Source organism: Natronosalvus halobius (genome assembly GCF_024138145.1).
Classification (GTDB): domain Archaea; phylum Halobacteriota; class Halobacteria; order Halobacteriales; family Natrialbaceae; genus Natronosalvus; species Natronosalvus halobius.
In genome coordinates, this window is record NZ_CP099997.1 from 169777 (window position 1) to 191978 (window position 22202).

General features: G+C 65.0%; 25 protein-coding genes and 1 tRNA gene. 16 read left to right on the plus strand and 10 right to left on the minus strand.

All coding sequences use genetic code 11. From position 1 onward, the window contains the following. Positions 1 to 52: 52 nt before the first annotated feature. Positions 53 to 709: a helix-turn-helix domain-containing protein gene (locus NGM15_RS00905; RefSeq protein WP_253434049.1), complete on the minus strand. Its 657-nt coding sequence runs from the start codon at positions 707 to 709 to the stop codon at positions 53 to 55. Positions 710 to 997: 288 nt separating this feature from the next. Between NGM15_RS00905 and NGM15_RS00910 the strand changes: the two genes are divergently transcribed. From NGM15_RS00910 to NGM15_RS00920, 3 genes are all read left to right on the plus strand, one after another. Further along, the gene (locus tag NGM15_RS00910; RefSeq protein ID WP_253434051.1) at positions 998 to 1639 is read left to right on the plus strand and encodes a helix-turn-helix domain-containing protein; all 642 of its coding nucleotides are present in this window, start codon (positions 998 to 1000) and stop codon (positions 1637 to 1639) included. 92 nt (positions 1640 to 1731) lie between these two features. Continuing rightward, entirely contained in the window at positions 1732 to 2085 is a 354-nt protein-coding gene (locus tag NGM15_RS00915; RefSeq protein ID WP_253434053.1) for a HalOD1 output domain-containing protein, read from the plus strand. Continuing rightward, positions 2082 to 2267, plus strand: coding sequence for a hypothetical protein (locus tag NGM15_RS00920; protein WP_253434055.1), 186 nt, complete (start codon positions 2082 to 2084; stop codon positions 2265 to 2267). The genes NGM15_RS00915 and NGM15_RS00920 overlap by 4 nt, the downstream gene beginning before the upstream one ends. 108 nt (positions 2268 to 2375) lie before the next feature. Here the strand turns inward: NGM15_RS00920 and NGM15_RS00925 are convergent, their stop codons facing one another. Next, positions 2376 to 2810, minus strand: coding sequence for a DUF7539 family protein (locus tag NGM15_RS00925; protein WP_253434057.1), 435 nt, complete (start codon positions 2808 to 2810; stop codon positions 2376 to 2378). Between the two features lie 143 nt (positions 2811 to 2953). Between NGM15_RS00925 and NGM15_RS00930 the strand changes: the two genes are divergently transcribed. Further along, positions 2954 to 3352 carry a hypothetical protein gene (locus NGM15_RS00930; protein ID WP_253434059.1) on the plus strand — a complete coding sequence of 133 codons (399 nt, stop codon included), beginning with the start codon at positions 2954 to 2956 and terminating at the stop codon, positions 3350 to 3352. A gap of 196 nt (positions 3353 to 3548) precedes the next feature. On the opposite strand, the gene citE is transcribed toward NGM15_RS00930, so the two are convergent. Genes citE through glmS form a run of 5 tightly spaced genes read right to left on the minus strand, consistent with a single transcriptional unit; the run spans position 3549 to position 8947 of the window. Next, the gene (gene citE / locus NGM15_RS00935) at positions 3549 to 4595 is read right to left on the minus strand and encodes an L-malyl-CoA/beta-methylmalyl-CoA lyase (RefSeq protein WP_253434062.1); all 1047 of its coding nucleotides are present in this window, start codon (positions 4593 to 4595) and stop codon (positions 3549 to 3551) included. Positions 4596 to 4628: 33 nt separating this feature from the next. Continuing rightward, positions 4629 to 5777: a 2-methylfumaryl-CoA hydratase gene (gene mch, locus NGM15_RS00940; RefSeq protein WP_253434065.1), complete on the minus strand. Its 1149-nt coding sequence runs from the start codon at positions 5775 to 5777 to the stop codon at positions 4629 to 4631. Continuing rightward, a complete protein-coding gene (locus NGM15_RS00945) occupies positions 5770 to 7059 on the minus strand; it encodes a methylaspartate ammonia-lyase (RefSeq protein WP_425494457.1) in 1290 nt (429 codons plus the stop codon). Before NGM15_RS00945 ends, mch begins: the two co-directional genes overlap by 8 nt. Then, positions 7040 to 8485: a methylaspartate mutase subunit E gene (locus NGM15_RS00950; RefSeq protein ID WP_253434071.1), complete on the minus strand. Its 1446-nt coding sequence runs from the start codon at positions 8483 to 8485 to the stop codon at positions 7040 to 7042. Before NGM15_RS00950 ends, NGM15_RS00945 begins: the two co-directional genes overlap by 20 nt. Next, positions 8486 to 8947, minus strand: coding sequence for a methylaspartate mutase subunit S (glmS, locus tag NGM15_RS00955; RefSeq protein WP_253434073.1), 462 nt, complete (start codon positions 8945 to 8947; stop codon positions 8486 to 8488). It abuts the gene before it with no gap. Positions 8948 to 9082: 135 nt separating this feature from the next. On the opposite strand from glmS, the gene mct reads away from it, so the two are divergent. The 8 genes from mct (at position 9083) to ddfA (ending at position 13914) form a co-directional block, all read left to right on the plus strand. Then, on the plus strand, positions 9083 to 10255 hold the full coding sequence (gene mct / locus NGM15_RS00960) for a succinyl-CoA:mesaconate CoA-transferase (RefSeq protein WP_253434076.1): 1173 nt from the start codon (positions 9083 to 9085) through the stop codon (positions 10253 to 10255). A 75-nt stretch (positions 10256 to 10330) separates the two neighbouring features. Then, positions 10331 to 10651 carry a DUF5785 family protein gene (locus NGM15_RS00965; protein ID WP_253434078.1) on the plus strand — a complete coding sequence of 107 codons (321 nt, stop codon included), beginning with the start codon at positions 10331 to 10333 and terminating at the stop codon, positions 10649 to 10651. Between the two features lie 65 nt (positions 10652 to 10716). Next, positions 10717 to 10908 (plus strand): hypothetical protein, encoded by a 192-nt coding sequence (locus NGM15_RS00970; protein ID WP_253434081.1) that lies wholly within the window; start codon positions 10717 to 10719, stop codon positions 10906 to 10908. A 139-nt stretch (positions 10909 to 11047) separates the two neighbouring features. After that, complete coding sequence (locus NGM15_RS00975) at positions 11048 to 11803, plus strand: GTP cyclohydrolase III (protein WP_253434083.1); 756 nt, start codon at positions 11048 to 11050, stop codon at positions 11801 to 11803. 145 nt (positions 11804 to 11948) lie between these two features. Then, positions 11949 to 12527, plus strand: a complete 579-nt coding sequence (locus NGM15_RS00980; protein ID WP_253434086.1) for a CBS domain-containing protein — start codon at positions 11949 to 11951, stop codon at positions 12525 to 12527. Between the two features lie 78 nt (positions 12528 to 12605). Beyond that, the gene (locus tag NGM15_RS00985; protein ID WP_253434089.1) at positions 12606 to 13118 is read left to right on the plus strand and encodes a GNAT family N-acetyltransferase; all 513 of its coding nucleotides are present in this window, start codon (positions 12606 to 12608) and stop codon (positions 13116 to 13118) included. Between the two features lie 15 nt (positions 13119 to 13133). Continuing rightward, positions 13134 to 13207, plus strand: a tRNA-Thr gene (locus tag NGM15_RS00990). A 431-nt stretch (positions 13208 to 13638) separates the two neighbouring features. Beyond that, the gene (gene ddfA / locus NGM15_RS00995; RefSeq protein WP_253438195.1) at positions 13639 to 13914 is read left to right on the plus strand and encodes a DdfA family disk-determining factor; all 276 of its coding nucleotides are present in this window, start codon (positions 13639 to 13641) and stop codon (positions 13912 to 13914) included. A 137-nt stretch (positions 13915 to 14051) separates the two neighbouring features. On the opposite strand, the gene NGM15_RS01000 is transcribed toward ddfA, so the two are convergent. From NGM15_RS01000 to NGM15_RS01010, 3 genes are all read right to left on the minus strand, one after another. After that, complete coding sequence (locus tag NGM15_RS01000) at positions 14052 to 14810, minus strand: ribonuclease H-like domain-containing protein (protein WP_253434092.1); 759 nt, start codon at positions 14808 to 14810, stop codon at positions 14052 to 14054. Between the two features lie 202 nt (positions 14811 to 15012). Next, entirely contained in the window at positions 15013 to 15210 is a 198-nt protein-coding gene (locus NGM15_RS01005; protein ID WP_253434094.1) for a hypothetical protein, read from the minus strand. A gap of 104 nt (positions 15211 to 15314) precedes the next feature. After that, the gene (locus NGM15_RS01010) at positions 15315 to 16463 is read right to left on the minus strand and encodes a DUF7350 domain-containing protein (protein ID WP_253434096.1); all 1149 of its coding nucleotides are present in this window, start codon (positions 16461 to 16463) and stop codon (positions 15315 to 15317) included. Positions 16464 to 16555: 92 nt separating this feature from the next. Here NGM15_RS01010 and NGM15_RS01015 point away from each other — a divergent pair, with 92 nt between their 5' ends. The 4 genes from NGM15_RS01015 (at position 16556) to NGM15_RS01030 (ending at position 22074) form a co-directional block, all read left to right on the plus strand. Beyond that, on the plus strand, positions 16556 to 17362 hold the full coding sequence (locus tag NGM15_RS01015) for an SCO family protein (RefSeq protein ID WP_253434098.1): 807 nt from the start codon (positions 16556 to 16558) through the stop codon (positions 17360 to 17362). Position 17363: 1 nt separating this feature from the next. Continuing rightward, positions 17364 to 17921 (plus strand): TlpA family protein disulfide reductase, encoded by a 558-nt coding sequence (locus NGM15_RS01020; protein WP_253434101.1) that lies wholly within the window; start codon positions 17364 to 17366, stop codon positions 17919 to 17921. 3 nt (positions 17922 to 17924) lie between these two features. Beyond that, entirely contained in the window at positions 17925 to 18599 is a 675-nt protein-coding gene (locus NGM15_RS01025; protein WP_253434104.1) for a cytochrome c biogenesis CcdA family protein, read from the plus strand. A gap of 154 nt (positions 18600 to 18753) precedes the next feature. Next, complete coding sequence (locus NGM15_RS01030) at positions 18754 to 22074, plus strand: bacterio-opsin activator domain-containing protein (RefSeq protein WP_253434107.1); 3321 nt, start codon at positions 18754 to 18756, stop codon at positions 22072 to 22074. Positions 22075 to 22202: the final 128 nt, after the last annotated feature.

A 22202-nucleotide genomic window follows, 5' to 3' on the forward strand; every position in this document is an offset into this window, starting at 1 on the left:
TTACCGGGTGAGAAGTGTGAGGATTCGCCATGATGCACGAGGGAATCCGATCTCACGTGTCTCCCTCGGAAGGGATGAGCGTGTACGTGACGAGCGCCCCGATCGCTCGGCGAAGTCGTTCCGTGACAGCCTGGTCGGAAATCTCGAATTCGTTGGCGAGTTCCTTGGTCGTACAGCCTCTCGGGATGTCGTAGTACCCCATCTCCACGGCCAGCGTGATCGCTTCCCGCTGGGGACCGGTCAGGCCGTGCCACGGACCGGCGTCCGGTTCCGTCGGGTTGTACACGCGAGCCACCTCCAGCGAGATCTGTGCGTCCTCACAGCGGGTCGTGAACTCGCTGAGGGCCGTGTGATCGGGAAATCGCAGTTCGAAGGCCCACGAATCGGGTGTCCCGGTGGCACTCAAAAGCTGCCCCTCGGTTTCTTTGATTCCCCGAAAGAGGTGGTCCTGGTTCGCGTCCCAATCGAGCGTGAAGAGCGTTCGGTCCTCGAAGACGTCGACCTCCGATGCGTCGTTGACGGTCGGATGGCGTTTGACCGCGTCGACGAACGAGCTTCGCGTCGAGTTGTGGATCCAGAAGAGGGGAACGGTGGCCTCACCGATTGGCACGAGATTCTCGAGTTGGATAGACGTGATCCCCTCGATGTGCAGAATTCGTCCGAGTTCGAATTCGGCGGACGGGATTCGGAATTCTGCGATTACGCTCATGACTCGCTCTCGTCACCATGGTTGGCCATGCTAGTACAAAACTAGGTGGCATGGTACACCATGCTCTGCCGAGATTGGAATCGGGGGAAACCGTTTCCCCGCCTCGAAATGTTACTGTCGAATTATCGTGGTATGCTCATACTGCCATTACCTTGGTCGTCGTGTCGTACTCATACTGCCATTACTCGAGTCGTCGCGTTGTTCTCGAACTGCCATTGTCGGGCTGCTGCGTTGTAACTTGATACACCACCCGTGCCGGTTATTCGCCGCCCCGACGAATTGGGAGGTATGGCTACCGTGTTAGAATTTACGAGTCCGGCAGAGGAGTTTCCGCTGGGAACTATTTTCGAAAACTTGCCGGGAGTCACGATCGAACTCGAGCGACTCATCCCGCACGAAATCCTGATTATCCCCTATTTCTGGGTCCGGGGTGCGGAAGCCGATGATATCGAGGCCGCATTCGAAGCTCATGCTGGCGTGGTCAGTGTCGATCTCATCGACAGCGTCGATAGCGAGTTTCTCATGCGGGCGGAGTGGGAGGAGTCGTACTTCGGTATCCTGAGCGCGCTCGCCAAGACCAACGTCGCCGTCCTCTCCGGGATCGGGACGAGAGACGGGTGGCGCTTCGAGGTTCGAGGCGAGAGTCGCGACACAATCAGCGAGTTCCGGACCAGTTGCCAGGAACACGACATCCCCATCGAAATCACCGCCGTACACGCGTTGCTCCCGGTACAGGGCGACGGCTACGAGTTGACCGACACCCAGCGAGAGGCGCTGGTGCTGGCGTACGAGCATGGGTACTTCAACTCACCGCGTGAGACGTCGCTCCAGGACGTTGCTGACGAACTCGGTATCACCCAGCAGTCGCTTTCGTCTCGACTCAGGCGCGGCCATCGCCGACTCATCGCCGGAACGCTCGCTAATCCGTAGACCCGGTCGGAATGATCGGTAGACCGGTATTAGTACCTTCTGTATAATCAGTGGCGCTCTTCACCCGACTCAGGCCGCTAGGAAGACGTAGTATGATTGCTACACAGGCCGGTGTCGAGTTGGCGTCGATGGCGTTTTATCCGAAGTCGGAAACGTACAGGGCCGAGTACGACCAGGAGACAGTCTCTGCGAGCATGGCCGTCGTGGCGGTACTCTCGGAGGTGATGGATGTCGATCCAGTCGAACTGAAACCGCTTCACGCATCCGTTAACACCGGTGCGCTCGATGATCTCGCCCGCGTTCGAGACAGGACGGGTGAGGAGGTTTCGATCACGTTTCAGGTAGCGACGTACGCGATAACCGTCTCCAACGACGGCACGGTCGCGCTCACTTTGCGAGAGCGGACGGGAACGGACGGCGTGACCGAGGGAGTGTCCCCCGTATGACCTCCGACGAGGCGTCGCTCGCGACTCGAGCGAAACTCAATGCCGAATTGCAGTCGCTCCTTCGTCGGGCGCACGGTAACGGTGTCGATGTAGAAGGCGGGTGGGAGTGTCGGAACGGTCCCGAGCACCCAGATTGGGACGTGATCGTCACCGAAGTGCGAAAGAACGACGAGTCGGAGTGAACGAGTGCGTCGGCGAACGTGATACTGGCTGGTCCTGTTGGTGTTTTCGTTAAACGATGGTCGGTCCAGGTAGCAACGAAGACAGGACAGCCACCGACCTCGACTCGATTACGTTTTGCTCCGAGTTCGATGGACGAATTCCTCGAGTTCGTCTTCGATGAGCGTCGAAACACGCTCGCTGTATCGCCAGAGTGCTGTGTTGAGTCGCTCTTCAGTCTCGTCGTCGATATCGTCTCCATCTCGAAGGACGGAGTCTTCGGTAATCTGTGGGTGATAGACACAGACGACCCCGAGCGGGACGTCAGCCCCCATCTCACCGGCGGTGTGAATACCGTACTGATCGGTTCCCCAGACACCGTCCCCACCCTGTCGCTCGAGTGCCGAGTCGAGCGCATCGAGAAGCTGTAGGTCCTCGGCCGTGAGAATAGGGTCGTCACCTTCGAACAGTTCGCTGTACGCCTCCGTTCGGGCACGGTTCGTCCACTGTTCCAGGTGAGACCGTGCGCGTACGATCAGTTGACGTTCGTCCGGACGCTCGATCATGGCCTAGTCACGACTGCCAGGTCAATCAACGTTTGCGTCGACGGCCTGTGAGCCCGCTGGCGACGGCGCTCATCACCTCTTCCCGGTGCGTCCATTCACGTGCCGTCCACAGCGTTATCCCGTTCAGGACTGTATGTCACCGTATGGCAGACACGAAACGAAGTCGAGAAAAGCAGGCTCGCAACGAGGAGAACCGACAGCGAGAACGGGAAGTCTCGGAGGCGCGCGACCGTGGCGACGAGGCCGAACCGCCGGACGACGAGTGGGATGAAACCGACGAAGAAGGCCAGGCGGGTGACGATCACGACTCGCCTCGAGAGTGCCACCGTCGCGACTGTACCGAATCGGCGACGTTCGTCGTCGTCGAACGCTACCAGGAAGAGACCGGTCAGGGTGCTGTCGAGGCGAAGGCGTTCCTGTGTCGCGCCCACACCGACGAGGAGAGTCCTGCGAATCTCGACGGTGCCTACGACGACTACCTGTTTCGCGTCGAGATGCTTCCGGGGGCGAGAACAGAGACAGATACCGCGGAGACGGCGTAATCGGCGCCTCGATTTATATTTCGCCATCGAACGCCCGAGGCCGCTTTCCGGCTGCTCGAAGTCGCCCCCGGCCGCTCGAGTCCGTCCCTCGGTTACTCAGAGATGTCCCCGACCGCCCGGCGCCGTTTCCGACTGCCCGGCGCCGTTTTCCGACCGCTCGGCGCCGTTTTCCGACCGCTCGGCGCGTCCGATGGGCCTACCGATACGATAACTCGAGTTCGAGCGCCCGCTCGAGCACTCCCTCGTCGTACAACTCGTCCGTCTGTTCGGGACGGGTACGGTGGATCGCCCGAACCGTCTCGACGGTGTTCCGGAAGTTCTTGAACGTCGCCTCGTCGACCATCTGGCCGTCGATCGTTACCGCGCCCGTTCCCTCGACTTTCGCGGCGTTGAACCGCTCGATCTTGTCCACGTCGCGCTCGAGTTCCGCCGGCGTGGGCGTGTGGATCCGGTTGGCCTGGATCGTCTGTTTGGGGTACAGCGACCACGAGCCATCGAGGCCGATCCGCGCCTCGCGCTCGACCTGGTCGGCGTAGCCGTTGGCGTTGTAGACGGTCACGCCCGCACGTTCTTCGAAGAGGTCGTCGAACGGGCCGCCAATGGCGAGCAACTCCTCGGCGCTCGCCTCGTTGGAGAGCGCCTCGAGCAGGCCGTCCCAGCGCGGACGGCCGTCGCCGAGGTCGCGCCCGCCGAGTTCGGCGGTGTAGTCGACGGGGCCGAAGACGAGGGCAGTGAGCCGCTCGCCACCGGCGTCGGCCCGTAGTCGGGCGATCTCGCGCAGGTCCGACCGGGCGCGTGCCGTCTCGACGATGATCGAGAGGCCGATCGATCCCTCGGGGTGGCCGTGGTCGGCTTCCACACCGGCCACCGCCTCGAGGACGCGCTCGACGTCCTCGCGGCGGCCGACTTTGGGGACCACGACGCCATCGATCTCGTCGCCCACGTCCTGGACGAGCGTGTCGATCTCCTCGCGACCCCGGGCGCGAACGGTCTCGTCGTCGTAGCTCCACTGGACGCGCGGCCAGATCTCCCCGGGGAACTCGAGTGCTGGGAGTAACTCACAGACGTTCTCGAGCCCCTCGGCTTTCATGTCCGGGGCAGTGCCGTCCTCGAGGTCGGGGACGAGCCAGTCGGGAGCCTGGAAGCCCTCGGCGGTGAGGCCGGATCTGAGGTACTTCGCCGTGTCGTCTTTCGGGACGGCGGCCGGTGCGGTCTGGAAGGTGCGGCAGGTTCGGTTGATCATTGGGAGTGTGGTCGTTGTATCGTTGGTCTCGCTTCAGTCGTCTCGAGTCAGTATCTCGGCGGTTCGAATCCCGGAATACACCGGCTCGTCGCTCTGGTTGAACGCGACGTGCTGGAAGCGGACGGTCCCCGCCCGCTCGTTCGCGGTCGTCGTCTCGCGGCTCGTCTCCAGGACGCGCGTGAAGCAGTAGACGGTGTCGCCGGGGGTGACGAATGCGTGGAACCGCTCGTCCTCGAAGCCAACTTCGCGGTGGGTTCGCTCGTCCGACCGAGCGTGGCCTAGCGCCGTCGAGCGCGTCACGTCGCCGTAGGCGACGATCCCTCCCGACGGCGCGTCGGCCATTGCGTTGGCATTGTGGTGCTGTTTTGCGGTATTGAGGGTCGACAGCGGCAGGGTCGCGACGGTCACGTCGTCCATGGTGCGCCCGCGTTCGTGCCGGTAGGCAACGACGGTGTCCCGGTCTTCGGCCGTCTCGAGGGCGGCCTCGAAGTCCTCGAACGCGGTGCCCTCAGGGGTCACGAACGTCTCGGGGAGCGCGCTCACGGAGTGGTTGGCATCCGGCGAACGTCCGTCGCCGTCGGTATCGACGCCGCCCCCGTCCGTCTCGAGTCGTTCACGCCGCGGAATCATGTTCGTTCGCTCGTAGGTGCAGCACGTGTTGCCCGTCCTGGCGTCGTATCCACGGGTCGCCCAGGTGACGATGCCGTAGTCTGGTCTCGAGTTCGACCCCTTCGTAGTCAGGACTTCGCTCTCGACACGCAGGTCGGTTCCCGGAGCGACAACGTCGGCCGGAAAGCGGACGTTCGTCCGGCCAAGGAAGTAGCCGCCTTTCTCGCTCAGGTCCTCGACGGTGCACCCGAGGGTGGCCGCCAGCAAGTAGTCCGGGTGGATCGGCGGTTCGTCGAAGCCGCGGTCGCGGGCGACGTCCGCGCGCCAGTACGCAGGGTCGTGGTTCAGCGTCTGGCTCGTCCACAGTTCGTTTCCCCAGCGAGTCAGCCGGAGTCCGGGTTCGTGTTCGATCACGTCTCCCTCCGCGAAGTCCTCGAAGGAATGCCCTTTCTCACGGGTGTCCGCTCGCTCGAGCGCGCTGGCGAACGTGTCGGGGTCGGTCCACTCGAGGTCCTCCCTTGCACTCGAGTCGTTCTCATGGTCTCGCGAACCGTCCGCGTCGGTGTCAGTCATCGGCAGTCACCTCCTCCGGTTCGCTCGAGGCGGTCGGCGCGTGCCCACGGCGGGCGAGCGTCCGACGCATCTCGTTCTCGACAATCATGTAGCCCTCGTCGAACCCCATGCCGGGCTTTGCCAGCACCTGAGCGGCGTCGGTCGCGAGTGCGACGTGTGCACAGGCTCGAGCGGAGACGTCCGTCTCGTTGCAGGTGCCCCCGAGGTACGCGCGGGTGTCGGTTCCCTCGCAGTAGCGGACGGCCTCGCCGCTCCGGTGAACCCCGCCGAGGTCCGGCGACTTCACCTGCACGAGGTCGGCCGCCCCGGCGTCGACGAACGCCTGGACGTCCGCGAGCGTGTTGCACCACTCGTCGGCCACGATGTCGACCTCCACGCCTGCCGACAAGAGCCCGTCGCGCAGTTCGGCCATCGCGTGAATCTGATCCTCGCGCGTGCCGACGTCCATCGGTCCCTCGATCTGGAGCGGAATCGGGTCAGCGGCGGCCTCGAGGTCGGCGACGTACTCGAGAATCGCGTCGCTGTCGAACGGCGCGCCGAACAGCTCGCCGATCGTGCCGTAGACGTCGATGTGGAAGCGTGGTTCGTAGCCCTCGGGACCCAGTTCGCTGCTCCGCTCGCGAAGCCACTCGAGGTAGGCGATCAGGTTCTCGCCCTCGGGGCCGAGCTTCGAGGGGCTGTTGAACAGCCCGTGGGGGAGGACGGGAACGCCCTTGAGCAGCATCTTCTCGGCGTTTCGTCGACGGTCGTCGCCGGACTGGCCGAAGACGGGGACCGGCTCGGTCGCCGGTTCCGTCCCGAGCACGTTTGCGAGCACGTCGGTCATAGTTGTCCCACGCGTGCGCGCGGCTGCGGCGAGGAGGGCCTGGGAGACACCGTAGCGGACGGCGGTGTGCAGTCGGGAGCCGTCCTGGCGAAGTCCCTCGAGCACGGCCGCGTTCTCACCGAAGTCGTTCGGGTCGCGGCCGACGAGCGCGTCGGCGACCGCCCCCTCGATCAGTGGGGCGTACTCGGCGGCGCGAAAGAGCGGGTCGCGCCCGCCCGCCCCGGAGTACTGGACGGCTGCGCAGTCGCCGCGAACGACCGTCCCGTCGCTCAACTCGAGGTCGACGAGCAGGGATTCGCCCGCCTGGCGGACCGACTCGAAGCCGTCGGTGAGCGGCTCACCTGCGTAGGCGAACCCGTCCTCGCGGGCGCCGCGCTTGATGGCCAACTGGTCGTCGGTGTAGAAACCGGAGACCCCGGGAGTTGCGCGGACTGATTCAATCTGCACGGGTGTCACCCCCGTTCGGCCGACCGATGAGGCGGCCGTCGCTGATCGCGTCGACGTCGTCGGCGACCATGCGGAACGACTGCTCGCGCCCCTCGGTTTCGGCCCGCTGGGTGAGGCGTGCGGCGTGGATTTCCTTGACCTCGTCGCTCATCGCGAGGGCGGCGAACTCGAGGATGCGGACGCGGCCGTCGTCGTCGCGGGCCGGGAGAACCGCCCCGCGAGCGCTATCGCTCGGCGCGAAGGGAACGTCGAGCGCGCCCGAGTCGAACGCCCGAATGGTGCCGCGGGCAACGTCACCGTCGCCGTGCTCGAGGACCGCCTCGAGGAGACAGCGGGTCTCGCGTTCGATCAGATCCTGTTCCTCGTCGATGCCGTCGATGTCGATGTCCTGTTCGAGTGCCATGTCGATGATCTGTCTCGTGGTTCGGAGGCCGGCCGCGTTCGCCTCTTTCGTTGGAACGCCCTGGAACTCCTGGGGCGATTTCGTGATGACCTTGTCGGGGCGGGCGATGGCCGCGGTCATGCCGCCGAGGCCGATGACGCCGTTCGCCCGCGCCTCGTCGGGCGGGAACCCGCCCATCCACTCGTGGAAGACGGTAGTGACGCACACCTCGTTGGGGAGGTACTCCTCGCCGAGGGATCGAAGCGCGCGGAGCGCGGCCACGTCCTGGACGACGTTCCCGACCTGACCGTAGCCTAGCGTGAGCGAACGCACGCCCTGCGTGGCGGCGAGCAGCCCCTCGAGCACCATCACCGCGATGGCGATGCTCGGCGGGACGAGTGTTCCCGTGAGCGGGCCGAACGGCTCGCGGTTGATTCGGACGCCGCGTTCGGTGTACGCCCCCGCCAGGCGGTCGACGAACTGCCAGTGTTCGATGGTCGTCGCCAGGTCGTGCCGTTTGGTGTAGGGAATGTTGTAGGAAATCGGCCCGCCCTCGAAGCTCTGGAAGCCGCCCGCGAAGGTAATCGCGGCCAGCAGACGGGCGTCGGGGGTCCCGTGGCGGACCTCGATCGGCGCGTCGACGGCCTCGATCAACTCGCGACAGCCGTCGACGCCGTGGTTGACCGCCGGGAAGCCGTTGAGGGTGTCCTCGCCAGACTCGCGGGCGGCCTCGAGTCCCTCCTGGGCCTTCCCGTACTCGTTGTCGCGCGTGTAGGAGTCGATGGTCGTCGGCAGGAGGTCCGCCTCGCCCTCCGAGTGGAGGTACTCAAGCAGGGCGATCTGGTCCTCGAGGCGCGGGACACCCGCCCTCGGTTGCAAGAGCGGGCGGGTGGCCGACTCAAGCACGTCCGCGAAGCGCTTCACGGACGGCAGCGACTCGTGGAACTCGACGGCTTCGTCGAAGTCGACGGCCTCACCAGTGGGCCAGTTCTCGCGGAGGGCCGCGTCGATGCGTCGCAACTCCTCGGCCGGAATGCGCTCGTCGCGTATCATCTACGAGGTGACGGTGGCCCGGTCTCGTTCTTGCTCCGTGGCCGTGAGCTGGAGGTCGCGCTTCAGGGTCGCGATTGCCTCCTCTGGCCGGGTTTCGGCGTCGAAGACGCGATCGAATCCCAGCGCCTGGAAGGTCTCGCGAGTTTGCTCGAAGTCGTCCTGGCCGACGGCGAGGTTGCCGCCGATGTAAGTCACTGCGTCGACATCGTGGGCCTCGAGCGTCTCCTGGAACCCCTGGCAGTCCTGCTCGGCGTGGCCGTACAGCGAGGAGACCAGTACGGCCTCGGCGTCGTGCTCGCTGGCGGCGTCGGCGAATTCCGCCTGGGAGGTCTGGACGCCGAGGTTGACGACTTCGAAGCCTGCTGCAGCGAACGCCTGCTCGAGGATCGTGATGCCGACGACGTGGGCGTCGGACCCGATGACCCCGAGAACGACCGTGCGGGACATTGTGTGCACAACCATGATGGATCCTTGTTTAAAGTTAATGGTCGATCATGATAATACTCCTAATACACCTTAACGCCCCTCCTGTGGGAATCTATGACACCATCATGATTTATAGTAAAGGTTTTTACTCACATTACGTGAGGTGAGGGCATGGGAGCGCTCTCCTCGCTTCGCGTGTTGGACCTGACGCAGGTGCTCGCCGGACCGTACTGTACGATGTTGCTCGCGGATATGGGCGCGGACGTCGTCAAAATCGAACGGCCGGGTGGGGATCTGATCCGACCGAACCCGCCGTTCGTCGAAAGCGCTCAGGACGAGGCCTACGGCGGCTACTTCCAGAGCGTCAACCGCGGGAAGCGCAGCCTCGAACTCGATCTCGGGGCCGAGCGTGACCGCGAGGCGTTCCTCTCGCTCGTCGAGGAGGCCGACGTGGTCGTCGAGAACTACCGCGCGGGCACGATGGAGCGGTTCGACCTGGGTTACGAGACGCTCGCTGAGCACAACTCGGCTCTGATCTACTCTTCGATTCGGGGCTTCGGGGACCCACGGACGGGCGAGACGCACCGACAGGGCCAGCCCTCCTTCGACCTCGTCGCGCAGGCGCTGGGCGGCGTCATGGAGATCACCGGCCAGGAGGACGGCCCGCCGACGAAAGTCGGCCCCGGCATCGGCGACCTGTTCACGGCGACGCTGAACTGCGTCGGCATTCTCGCGGCGCTGCACCACCGCGAGCGAACCGGCGAGGGCCAGTACGTCGACACCGCGATGTACGACGCGATGATCAGCATGACCGAACGGGCGATCTACCAGCACTCCTACACCGGCGAGGCGCCGACGCGTCAGGGCAACTCCCACCCGACGCTCTTTCCGTACGACGCCTTCGAGGCCGCCGATGGCCACGTCGTGATCGCCGCGTTCAGCTCGAACCACTGGACCGCCCTCTGTGAGACGATGGACCGTCCTGACCTCGCCGCCGAGTACCCGGACGCGCCGAGTCGGCTCAGTAATCGAGAACTCCTTCGTGCGGCCATCCTCGAGTGGACGCGCGAGCGCACGTGTGAAGAACTCTGTGACGCGCTCGAGGGCCGGGTACCCGTGGCGCCCGTCCAGGACACGGCGGACATCTTCGACGACCCGCACGTCTACGCGCGCGAGATGCTCGTTCCGGTGGCTCAGCCCGGGGCCGACCGTGAGGTCGAAATTTCCGGTAGCCCGATCAAGATGAGTGAGACGCCGCCGCGACCTCGCGGGCGCGCGCCGTTGCTCGACGAACACCGCGAGGAGGTACTCGAGGACGCGGTTCGAGCGGCAGAATCAGACTGAGCAGCTGCCGTCGCATCCGCTGTGCGTCGCTCGCGGAGAGTAATCCTTTTGCGCCCCCCGGGCACACGCTCTGGTATGGACTGGCCACACGACCCCGACGGGGAGGAGGGCAGCGAAGGGATGCGCAAGTTCGACATGGCGATCATCGCCAAGAAAGTCGACGAGGACGAGGACTTCCCGCTCGAGCGCGACGCGTTCGTCGAGGCCCACGGCGAGGAACCAATCCGGATCAACCACCAGTCGGTCGTCGCGCTCGCGAACATCTTCGAGTACGTCGACGAGCCGGAGTTCGAGACGATCACGGACATGCACAAGGCGGTCGGCGCGGCCATGCGCGAGGGGAACTTCTGGGACTACCACCCGGTCGGGGCGAACCCCGAGACGAAGTCCGCGTAAGGCTCTCGTCGAGTCCACGCTGAGGGTTCTGATAGGTTCTTTCCGGTTGACACGCATCGAAGCACATGGAGATCGCCGGCACCTCCCTCGAGGAACGACTCGAGCAGGCGTTCGTCGTCTTTCTCGTATTTCTCGTCTTCGCCGCATTCCGAGATTCGTACGACTGGCTCTCGATCGTCGCGATTCCCGTCCTGTTTTTCGCGTTCAAAGTCGGACTCGATCTCGTCCTGCACCGCCTGTTCGAAGGCCGCGGCTGAGTCGCCGTCGCGTTACCCCGTCAGTCGTCCGCCCGGCTCACCGTCTCCCTGACCCCATCCTCGACGTCCATCCGACTCTCCCATCACGAATCTGGATTACGTATCGCTTATACGATATCGTTCGAAACGGACGAGTACCGTGACGAACACGCAGGTGACGCTCTTTCAGATCGACAACTACGGACCGTGGACCGTGACGCCGGAACCGCGACGGGAGGCCGACCTCCAGACGCTCCAGTCGCGACTGTACGCCGATCTTTCGCAGTTCATCGGCGCCCGCGACGGCTACGTCTTCTTCACGCGATTCGACAACATGATCGCCGTCACGAACGGCCTCGACCGCGAGGACCACGCGCTGATCCAGGAGTCCGTCGGCAACCGCTACCCGGTCACCCTGAGCCTCGGCGTCGCGACGGGAACGACCCCGGTGCAGGCGCTCTCGGACGCGACGAGCCTGATCCAGGACGCCGGCAGTGCCCAGGACGAACATCGCCGCGAGATCCTCGAGGGCCGAACCATCGACGGCTCCCATCGAACCGACGGGGACGTCCAGATCGCCCACTTCGACGTGATCGACGCGACGGGGCAGTACACCGACGAACTCAACGCATTCGACAGTTTCATCGAGATCGAACAGGGCTACGCCGCGCTCATGCGCCACATGCGCCACGCCCACGGCAGCCTCTCGTTTTTCGTCGGCGGCGACAACGTCATCGTCGTCTGCCCCGACCTCGAGCGATCGGACTACCTCGAGGCCATCGAACACGTCGAGTCGGCGGTCGACGTGACCATGCAGGTCGGCGTCGGTACGGGAGCCAGTGCTCACGATGCGGGATACGCGGCGAAACACGCCCTCGAGCACTGTCGGGCGAACGGAACGCGCGTGGAGTTCTGAATCCTGAATCGAGGGCGAACCGTTCGGGTTCGACAGCTGAATCGCCACCGGACCGTTTGGGTACTACAGAAATCGGAACTTCAGTGTGTGACCGTATATACGTGTCGGAGGTACCTTTTAGGTCGTTTGGGCTGTGTATTCGGCTATGGAATCGGATCTGTCGGTCAGGGATACCCTGACAACTGAATACGTCGGCGTGAGCGAATCCGACACCGTACTCGGTGCGGTGCAGTTGATGCGCGAAGAGCGTGCCGGTTGCGTACTCGTCGTTCGTGGATCCGAGGCCGTCGGGATCATGACCGAGTGGGACGTCCTGGGCGTCGTCGAGGACGAGGACGACCCGGGCGAGACAACCGTCGGCGAGGTCATGTCGTCGCCGGTGCTCACGATCGAGAACAACCGCTCGCTGACCGATGCCGCGGACACGATGGCGAGTCAGAACATTCGCAACCTCGCGGTGGAGGAAAACGGCGAACTCGTCGGGGTTCTGACCCAGCGCGACGTCATCGCCGTCGCGGGGTCGTTCCAGGGCGCGACGAGTCAACCGGCCGCCGAGGAGGTCGGCGTCACGAACGAGGGCACCACGACCCTCTCGGACGAGTACGTGACCAACGGCGGCGAGGAGTTCAGCACGCAGGGCGTCTGTGAGGCGTGTGGAACGCTCACCGACTCGCTCCAGGAGGCCAACGGTCAGCTGGTCTGTGTGGACTGTCGGCAGGTGTGACGTGGCCGCCGTGTGGCCGGTCGGTGTGGCCCGTGGCTCGTTCGCCCAGTCACCTCGAGCGATGCTTCCCTGTGAATAATGGTCGGTGACGATATCGACCTCGTGATCGAACCGGCGACGAGCGACGACATCGAGGCCGTCACGGAGTGTTGGGTCCGCCTCGCAACCGACCAGCGTCGACACGGATCCGTCGTTCGCCCGGAGACCAACCGGGAGACGATGCGGGCGACCCTCGGCGCCTACCAGGTCGACGACGGATTGCTGGTCGCCAGGGACGGGCATCGACTCGTCGGATTCGCGTCCTTCTCGGTCGAACACGGCGCGCTCGAGCTGGCGTGTACGCGTGGCTTGCTCTCGAACCTCTACGTCGACTCCGACTACCGTGGCCGGGGAATCGGGTCGGCGTTACTCGAACGCGTCGAGGCCACCCTCGCCGACCGCGGCGTCGATCGACTGATTCTCGAGGCGATGGCCGACAACGAGGCGGCCAGGCGCTTCTACCGCGAGGCGGGGTACGAGCCGTTCAGGGTCAGCCTGGAGCGCGAACTGGACCGGTCGGCCGAAAACGATACACACTCAAAGGACGAGTGATAACTCACAGACCGCGCCAGGGGAGCATGGGTGGTACATGCACTCGACTTGTAATCGAGAGTTCACGGGTTCAAATCCCGTCCCTGGCTCTTCCCCGCGATTGTCTAACGACGTCGAGCGATGTGAGCGACCACCCGATTGAGCGTGGCCCTGTACACGCCAACCTGGAGTGGTTCGCACGCAGTCCAGGAGCGGCCTGTCTTCATCTGCTGTCGAACTGTATTGTGAGTGTTTCTCTCTCACGTGGCTAGTGACGAGAAACCGGTAAAAATTGCAACCAATTGGTGGCGTTCAGTCGATCGGCCGACTGTTTCATACAACCCAGACGTTCAATGCGTGATTACACTCTCGAGTTCGCCACTGAACTCGTTCAGAATACGCTGATAGTACTAATTTTATGATCTTGTTAGAGGCCAAATAGATAAATGATGATCAAACTCGATCATTGAGGTATAGAATTGTGCAGCAAGAGGGGCTTGAGGCCACAGGTTTTATATCCAACCGTGTAAAGCATCCGCCAATGCTACTGTCAGCCGACCGATCGAGCATGAACGAAGGAGTTCCTCTTAGTTTCCGTATCGTCGAGGCCGTGGCCAGAGAAGAGGGTGTCGACCCAGTTGAAATCGAACCTCCCGAGTACGACGCGCTCTACGACGTTCTCAATCCAGAAGCGCTCGACTCCCTGTTCGCGCCGCGCGAGGATGGCACTCCGCGGAGTCCCGGCGAGGTAACGTTCACGTTCTGTGGCTACGAGATGGTCGTCGAAAGCGACGGCGCAGTCACTATTCTCGATTGACGCGTTCGCGTTCACGTTCGTCTCTGCTACCTACCTCACAGCAGCATCCTTAGCGAGGCAGCGTTGTCCGCATCGAACGTGGACGGCTACTCAGCCTGCGTCCGCGAACGGCTATTCGAACCTGTGTCCGCAAACGGCTACTCGAGCCCGCGCCCGCAGACGGGTTCGAAGACCGACTCGTGGAGGCGTTCGGCCACCGTCTCCATCAGCGGCTCGAGGTTCGCGGTGTCGGCCCGGTTGTACCGAACGAGCGTCTCGAGGGCGTCCTGGTCGCCGCGCTCGTACTGGTGCCAGAGGCGAACCGCGTCGCGACCGCTGATGTCGGGTTGATCGCGGTCGATGCCCAGGTCCCGTTCGATCCGTTTGAGCCCGCCCGTCAGGTCGAGTTTTCGACAGGGGTACATGAGGTCGATGTGGGGTACCGAGGCGTCGACGTCGAACGCCGTCTCGAGGAACGGGACGTCGAAGCGCTGCCCGTTGAACGTCACGAGCGCCGAAGCATCGTTGAACTCGGTCTGGAGCCGGTCCCGCGTGAGGTCCTGGCCGTTGACGTACGTCCGGGTTTCACCTCGTCGGTGGACGCTCACCGTCGTGACGTCGTGACGGCTGGCGTCGAGACCCGTCGTCTCGATGTCGAGGTAACACACGTCGTCGCGAACGTTTTCGAAGAAACGCCAGCGACTCGCCGCCGGGAGCGCCTCGGCGAACGGCGAGACGTCGCCGGCCTCGAGGTGGCGTCGACCGTCGTCGATGAAGGTCTCGATGCGGTCGGCGACGGTCGGGCCGACGACGCTGCCGTCGAACTCGTCCCAGTGGGTGATGCCGTGTTCCCAGAGGCGGCGCTCGGTGGTCTCGCCCACGCCGTGAACGGGGAGAAAGCTATTCTCGATTTGCACGTCCGATGAGGGGCGTCCAGGTCGCAAAAACGTGTGGGTTCGACGGTACACGAGGGATGGGCCCGATGAAGGGTGGGGGAGGGCCCGGTCGAAGAACTGGTTTTATAGTCCTGGTGGCGAACTTCGCTGGCCAATCGAGCTTCGAACAGTGTCGAAACGTCTTGGAACAACCGTGTCGAGGGCTGGAAGTGAACCGCTGGATCTAGTAATAGTACAGTTCGACGGTGTGACCGCAGTTGTGACACGTCGTCTCCGTGCCGCTGAGACGGTGTTCCTCGTCGTTCCCCTGGAGGTCGTGTCCGGGTTTTCTGATCCCCGGTCCGCCGGGGACGGCCGCTCGAACGGACTCGCTACACGCGGGACAGCCAACCGTTACTCGCGGGCGTTCAGATTGTGACATACCTGCCACGTACCGTATCGGTCGTTTTTGTTATACGAGTCTTAAGCCCGGTCAGCGGCCGCCTAGCCGAAATCGAACTCGCTGAAACCGTTCGGAAGAGTGCCTTACCGCTCGAACGAAACGGGCTCGAAGTCGAAGAACGCGGTCTCGTATCCGTCGTGACGAGCGACCTGAGGCGCGGTGTCGACGGAGACGGTCACGCGCTCGGTCGTGTCCAGGTCGTCGGTCGCCAGCCCGTAGTGGTGACCGAACTCGTGATCGAGGGTTTCGACCAGCGGTTCCTCGAGCAGCGTCTCCCCGTCGGCCTCGAGGATTGCCGACAGCGACGTGAAGGGGAGCGACACGTCGTTGTACGGCGTGCGCGGGAAGACGGCGAGGTACCTGTCTGCGTCCGCGTCCGCGTCGTCGGACAGTCGCTCGATGTCGGTCTCGATGGCGGTGATGGCTGCGTCGCCGCTCCGTTCGGTGCCGAGGCGGGTTCCGGGGAGATCCGAGACGGCGGGCCCGGTGAACGCGGGTGCGGCGCCGTTTCCGTGTTCGTCGTCGCCCGATCCAGGTTCGTCGTGCTCGCCCTCGTGCCCGTCTCCGCTCTCGTGGCTCATCACCTCGAGCGCCCCGCGCGTCCCCTGTTCGTCCTCGGGAACCGAGATTAATTCGAGGTCGCGCACGTCCGCGCGGGCGTACTCGAACGGAATCTCGACCGTTTCGACCGACTCGAGTCGACCCTCGAGGTCGCCGGTACGTCGCGTCGTGACCGGGCCGACCTGGATGCGGGCTGTGTACGACCCCTCCTCGGGGAGCGTGACGTTGTCGCCGTAGTGAAATCCCATTCGCTGGGCGAGCATCGACCAGGGGGCGTCGCCGTGGACGAGGTCGCCGTCGGCGTCGACGATCTCGAGGCCCAGATCGGCGGGGAGGACGACGCCGGTCGCGTCGTCCCAGACGGTCATCATCAGGTGGTGGGTGTCCTCGGTCTGGACGTCGACGCGCTGGCGCTCGCCGGAGACGAGCCAGAACCGGTGGGGGAACGTGTAGGTGAGCGAGACGGCATAGTCGCCTGCTGTCGCCTGACCGTACGTGGCCATCTCTTCCTCGGCGGGGGGCACGTAGACGGCGTCGGGACGATCCTCGAGCAGCGGCGGGGTGTTCCAGGCCGACTGCTCCTCGAAGCCGAGGCGCTCGAGGCAGCCGGCGAGTCCGAGGGAACCGACGATGGCGGCGCAACGGAGCGCGTCTCGTCGAGAGGCGGTCATACTCGAATCGAGGGCCGAGGTGCCAAAACCGCTGTCGGTTTTCAGACCGCCGAACCAACGAGCCTTTGATCAGCCGGTCCCAGGATTCGAGTATGGACAGACGGACGTATCTCGGCGGTCTCTCGACGGCCGGTCTCGCCGGGGTTGCGGGGTGTCTCGGCTCGGTCGAGAGCGTGCTCGGCGAGGACGAGCCCGAACCCGGCCGCGGAAACTGGGGCGACGGCCAGACCGCTCTCGAGACGCCGACCGAGGACAGGGGCGATCCAGTCCACCCGATCTACGGGCAGGAGATGCCGTCGTTTTCCTTCCCGGACCCCCTAACTGGAGAAACCGTCTCCTCGAGTGACCTCGAGGGCGAAAAATCCTATCTACTGACGTTCTTCTTCACGTCCTGTCCCGATGGGGTCTGCCCGGCCCTGCTACTGCGGCTGCGGCGCGCACAGGCTGACGCGGTCGAGAACGGCTACGTCGACGATCTGGACCTGCTGGCGCTCACGTTCGATCCCGAGCGTGACACGCCGGAGGTACTCGAGGAGTACGCGGGTCAGCAGGGCGTCGACCTCGAGGTCGGCAACTGGCACTTTCTTCGCCCCGAAGACAACGAGACGGCACAGGCGACGATCGACGAGAAGTTCGGAATGAAGATCGAGCGAACCGACGACGGGACGGAGGGAGACGGAACCGACGGCAACGACGGTGGAGATCACGAAAACGACAGCGACGACCAGAGCGGGGGGAACGGCCACGACGATCACGACCACGGCGCGTACACGTTCACCCATATCGCCCTGATCTTCCTCGTCAACGAACACGGCGTCGTCGAACGCTCGTATCCGCGCGGGACCACGGTCGACACCTCGAAGGTCCTCCAGGACGTACGCACGGTCGTTGGACAGTAACATGCGCAGGCGCGACCTCCTCGCAGGACTCGGCAGTCTCGGCGTCCTCGCCACCGGCGGCGTCGTCGCCTCGAGCGACGTCTCGAGTCTGCAGTCTCGCATCCGCCGTCGCTTCGGCGACGAGGCCGAACAACTCGAGGTCGAGACGGTCGACGCTCAGGGGAGCGAGGCCGGGACAATCGTCCTCCCGTCGCTCGAACAGCCGACGTTCATCGACTTCTTCGGGACGTGGTGTGGCCCGTGCATCAAGCAGATGCCCGCACTCGTCGAGGCCCACGAGCGTCTGGGCGAGGAGGTGCTGTTCGTCTCGGTGACCAACGAGAACGTCGGGTCGTCGACCGGGGCCTCGATCACCGAGGCCGAACTCGCCGACTGGTGGGCCGAACACGACGGCAACTGGACGGTCGGCGTCGACCGCACGGTCGAACTCGCCGAGCGCTACGGGCTCCAGGGCTATCCGTACGCGGTCGCCGTCGACGAGTACGGCTTCGTCCAGTGGTCCGAGGGCGGCATCAAATCGGCCGACGAACTGGTCGCTGGCATCGAGCACGCGATCTGACCGATGATCGATCTCGCCTTCGTGTCGACGCTGGCGTTCGCAGTTGGGGCGGGGATCGCGACGTTCTTCTCCCCGTGTGCGTACCCGTTGCTTCCCGGCTACGTCGGCTACTACGCGAGCCGAACCGAGGACGCAGAGCCAACGCTCGGCGGCTCGCTCGCTCGCGGGCTCGTCGCCGGCGCCGGCGTCATCGCCACGTTTCTCGTCCTGCTCGGGGCGACGTTCGTCGTCGGCCACGAGACACTCTCGAACGTTACGCTCTTCGAACCGATCGTCGGCGCGTTGCTGATCGTGTTCGGGCTCCTGGTCGTCGTCGGACGGGCCCCCTCGCTATCATTCGCGCTCCCGAAACGGCGCTCGAGCGTCGCCGGATTTGGCGTCTTCGGCGCCGGCTACGCCCTCGCAGCCGCTGGCTGCGTCGCGCCGCTGTTCATCGGCGTCCTTACCAGCGCGCTCTCGCTGCCGGCAGGCGCCGGCGCGCTGGTCCTCCTGGCGTACGTGGGGAGCATCACCGGGCTGATGATCTCGCTAACCGTCGCGACCGGGATGGGTCTCGTCGCCGGGGCTGGCTGGATCGCTGCTCACACGGGGACTATCGAACGCCTCGCCGGCGCAATTATGATCGTCGCCGGACTCGGGCAGCTCTACCTCGCGATCGTGATTCTCGAGGTGCTGTGAGCGGTTTCAGGATCGACACCGCGAGCACAATCGCTCGCTACCGATCGATACGGTGGGGCTACTTAATCGTCTCAGGCCGGTCGTGTCCGACAGTGACTGACGAGACCGGACGGCCAGACGACTCGCAGACGCCATCGCGTCGGAGGTGACTCCAGTGAGCGAGCGCAGCGGCCTGGAGTCTCGCGGTACGCCGCCAGTCCTCGTGATCGACCCGACCGATAGCCTCGGCGGGACGGCGAGAACGCTCCAGGACGCCCTCGGCACGGGGGCCGTCCGTCGGGTGACCGACCTCCAGACGGCACTCGAGTTCCTCGAGGTCGCGCAGGCGGGCTGTCTGGTGTATCCGTTCGACTTCCCGCCAGCCGATCTGGAACGCGTTCGCGAGCGCGCCGACTGTCCGCTCCTGGCGGTCGCGGGCGGTGCCAACGCCGAGGCGGCGCTCGAGGCCGGGGCGACGGACGTGCTCGATCCGGACGCCCCGCGAGCGGAGGCTCGCGCACGCGTGGAAACAATCTTAAAGGCGTCATCGTCGTCGGCCGCCGGCCGGACCTGGACGGCGCTCGAGCGGGCCGTTCTCGAGAACGGACCTGCGACGGCTCTGGCGGTCGACTCGACGGGCACCGTGGAGTCCGCCCTGCCCTCCGTCGAAGCTGTGCTGGGCTACACGCCGAGCGAACTCGTCGGCCGACCCGTCGAGGACGTCGTTCAGGACGACGACCGACGGTCGATCCGGCGCGCGCTCGAGGCGGCACGAAACTCGTGGGCAGACGAGGGGAGAGGCGAGACGGGGGACGAGGGAAGAGGCGAGACGGGGGACGCCCTGGATGGACCGCGAACCGTCCAGCTTCGCCATGCCGACGGCACGCGGCGAACGCACGTCGTGACGGTGAGAGGCGGCGACCCGGCACCCGACGACGGCCTCGTTCTGACCGTCGGTCCCGCGCCGGAGCCCGACTGGACCGACGTCGAAGCCTGGGTCGGTGCACTCGAGCGCCCGGCGTTCGCCGTCGACGAGGCGTGGCGAATCGTCGCAACGTCCGACGAAGCCAGCGTCCTCTTCGGTGACGATCCCACAGCCCGGACCTCGATCCAGGAGGCACTGCCGGCGGACCGTCGCGAGGTAATTCTCGGGCACCTCCGGGAGGCTCGCGAAAGCGGGTCAGCGGTTCGGTTTCGGACGCCGCTCTCTCCCGACGGGGAGGGGGCACCGGAGGAGGAGGGATCGACGCTCGAGTGGGTCGGCGCACCTACGGAATCGGGCGTGCTGGCCATCGCCGTGGGTGCGTCGACCGATCGCGACGAGGCGTCACCGGACGACGAGGCAGGCCCGGCCGTCGAGACGACTCGAGCACTCGAGGCAGTGACGGCGGCGCTCCGAATCGGCGTCGTCGTCTTCGACCGGGAAACGGAGCGAACGCTCGAGGCAAATTCGGTCGCGCGAGAACTGCTGGGCGATGACGTGCCGCTCGCCGGAACGCTCGACTCGCTGGTCGACCAGCGAACGCGCGACAGAATTCGACGTCGAGCGAGCGACTCGACGGTACGGCGCGCGGACACCTTCGAAGCGACGGTCCGAACGGAAGACGGCGACCGAACCGTCTCGGCGACCGTCGTGTCGCTGTCTCGAGACCGGGCGGCGCTCTGCGTGCTCGGCGACCGGCCGCCGTCGGCGGACGACACCATCGTTTCCACCCTCTCCTGGACGAGTCGCGCGCTTCGGTCGGCGAGTTCGCCGTCGGTGGTGAGCCAGCACCTCGCCGACGGCATCCTCGGACTCACCCCGTCATCGGCCGCCTGCTGTTACCTGCTCGACGGTGAGCGACTCTATCCGGCGGCCGTCGCGCCGACCGACGCGGATCCAACGGTACACTTTCCGACCCTCGACTGTGCGGACGTCCCGGCGCTCGACCCGCGGCGGCTGTCGGGACCGTCGCTCGGCTATCTCGAGTCGAGAGCGTTCGACCCGCTGCTCGCAACGGGGGCGGTGGCGACCGATCAGGTGTTCGTCGCCCCGGTCGGTGACCACGGGGTCGTCGTCGCCACGGGACTCGGCCTGCGGACGCTCGATTCGACGGACGTCGAGGCGACCGATTGGATGACGGCATTGGCCGCAACGGAACTCGAGACGATGGACCGCCGGCGCGCGCTCGAGGCGCTGGAGGAGACGGTCGATCGCCTCGAAGCGGATCGCGACCGACTGGGTGAGCTCGAGACGGTCGTCCAGGGACTCGAGTCCACGCTGGCCGACGCCTCGGATCGTCGGGCCACCGAGTCGGTACTCTGCACCGACCTGGCGGGGCTCGAGTGGATCGACGGCGCCTGGTTCGGTGACGTCGATCCAGCGGCCGAAACTGTCACCGAGCGCGCGAGCGCCGGATCGGCAGTCTCGACTCCGCCGGTCGCGGGATCCGATGGCTTCGCGGAAGACGGCGACTCGCTCTCGGCAGCGATCGAGTCTGATTCGGTGAGCCACGTCCCCGCTGCCGATCGGAAAACGCCGGGGACGGTGGGACGAACCGACCGTCGCGGTCGGTTCGACGGCCCCGAGGACGGGGCGATCGACGTCGTCTCTCTCCCGCTGTCGTTCGACGACCGGCGATACGGCGTGCTGACACTCTCCGTCTCGGCAGCCACCGTGACGTCCAACCTGCTCGAGCGACTCGAGACCCTTCGAACGCACCTCTCACTCGCCTTCGCTGTCGGCGAGTACCGACGGTTCCTGACCGCCGAGGACCGACTCGAACTCACGTTCACGCTTCCATCGGCCGACGACGGGACAGACCAATCTCTATCTGCGTCTGAGGATCGGCCGGAACGGCTCTCCCCGGGTGATCCCCTCGTCGCCCTCGCCACACGCTGTCGATGCCGGGTCGACCTTCTGGCACTCTCGGAGGGGCCGAGCGGGACATCCGTCGTGTGCTCGATTTCTGACGACGACCTCGAAGCGTCGACCGTTCGCTCGATTGCCGACGGGATCGAAGGGCTCGAGGCGCTCGACGTATCGAGCGAGCGAGACGCTCGTCTCCACGTCGAGGTTCGACTCGCCGGCGAGACGCTCGCCGGACTGGTTGGTGCGCACGGTGGAACCCTCCGAACGATAGACGGACGCGAGCGGCGACCGACGTTCGTCGTTGATCTCGCACCCGGAACCAGCGTCCGCTCGTTCGTCGACCGACTCGAACGCTGGGAGCCGGACGTCGAGCTTCGTTCGAAACGGGTCGTCTCGTCCGGAGACCGTCCGTCGGGCTCGTTCGAGGATCGCGTCAGAGATCAGCTGACCGAACGCCAACTCGAGACGCTCAGGTTCGCCTACTACTCGGGCTACTTCGAGTCCCCGCGTGAGCACACCGGCGGCGAGGTTGCCGACCTACTCGACGTGTCCCAGCCGACGTTCACGCGACACTTGCGCATAGCCGAACGAAAGGTGTACGAACTCCTGTTCGAAGCGGGCGAGTTCGAACAGTCGCCGGACTGACCCGACATTTTGGGCCGTCGTCTCGTCGCTGGACCGCACGTCGCGGCCGGAAATTCCTGATTACTCATCAAGCCGTGATTGTCACTTGAGTCGATGGATGAATCAGTTTAGCGCTTCGTTAATCGCCC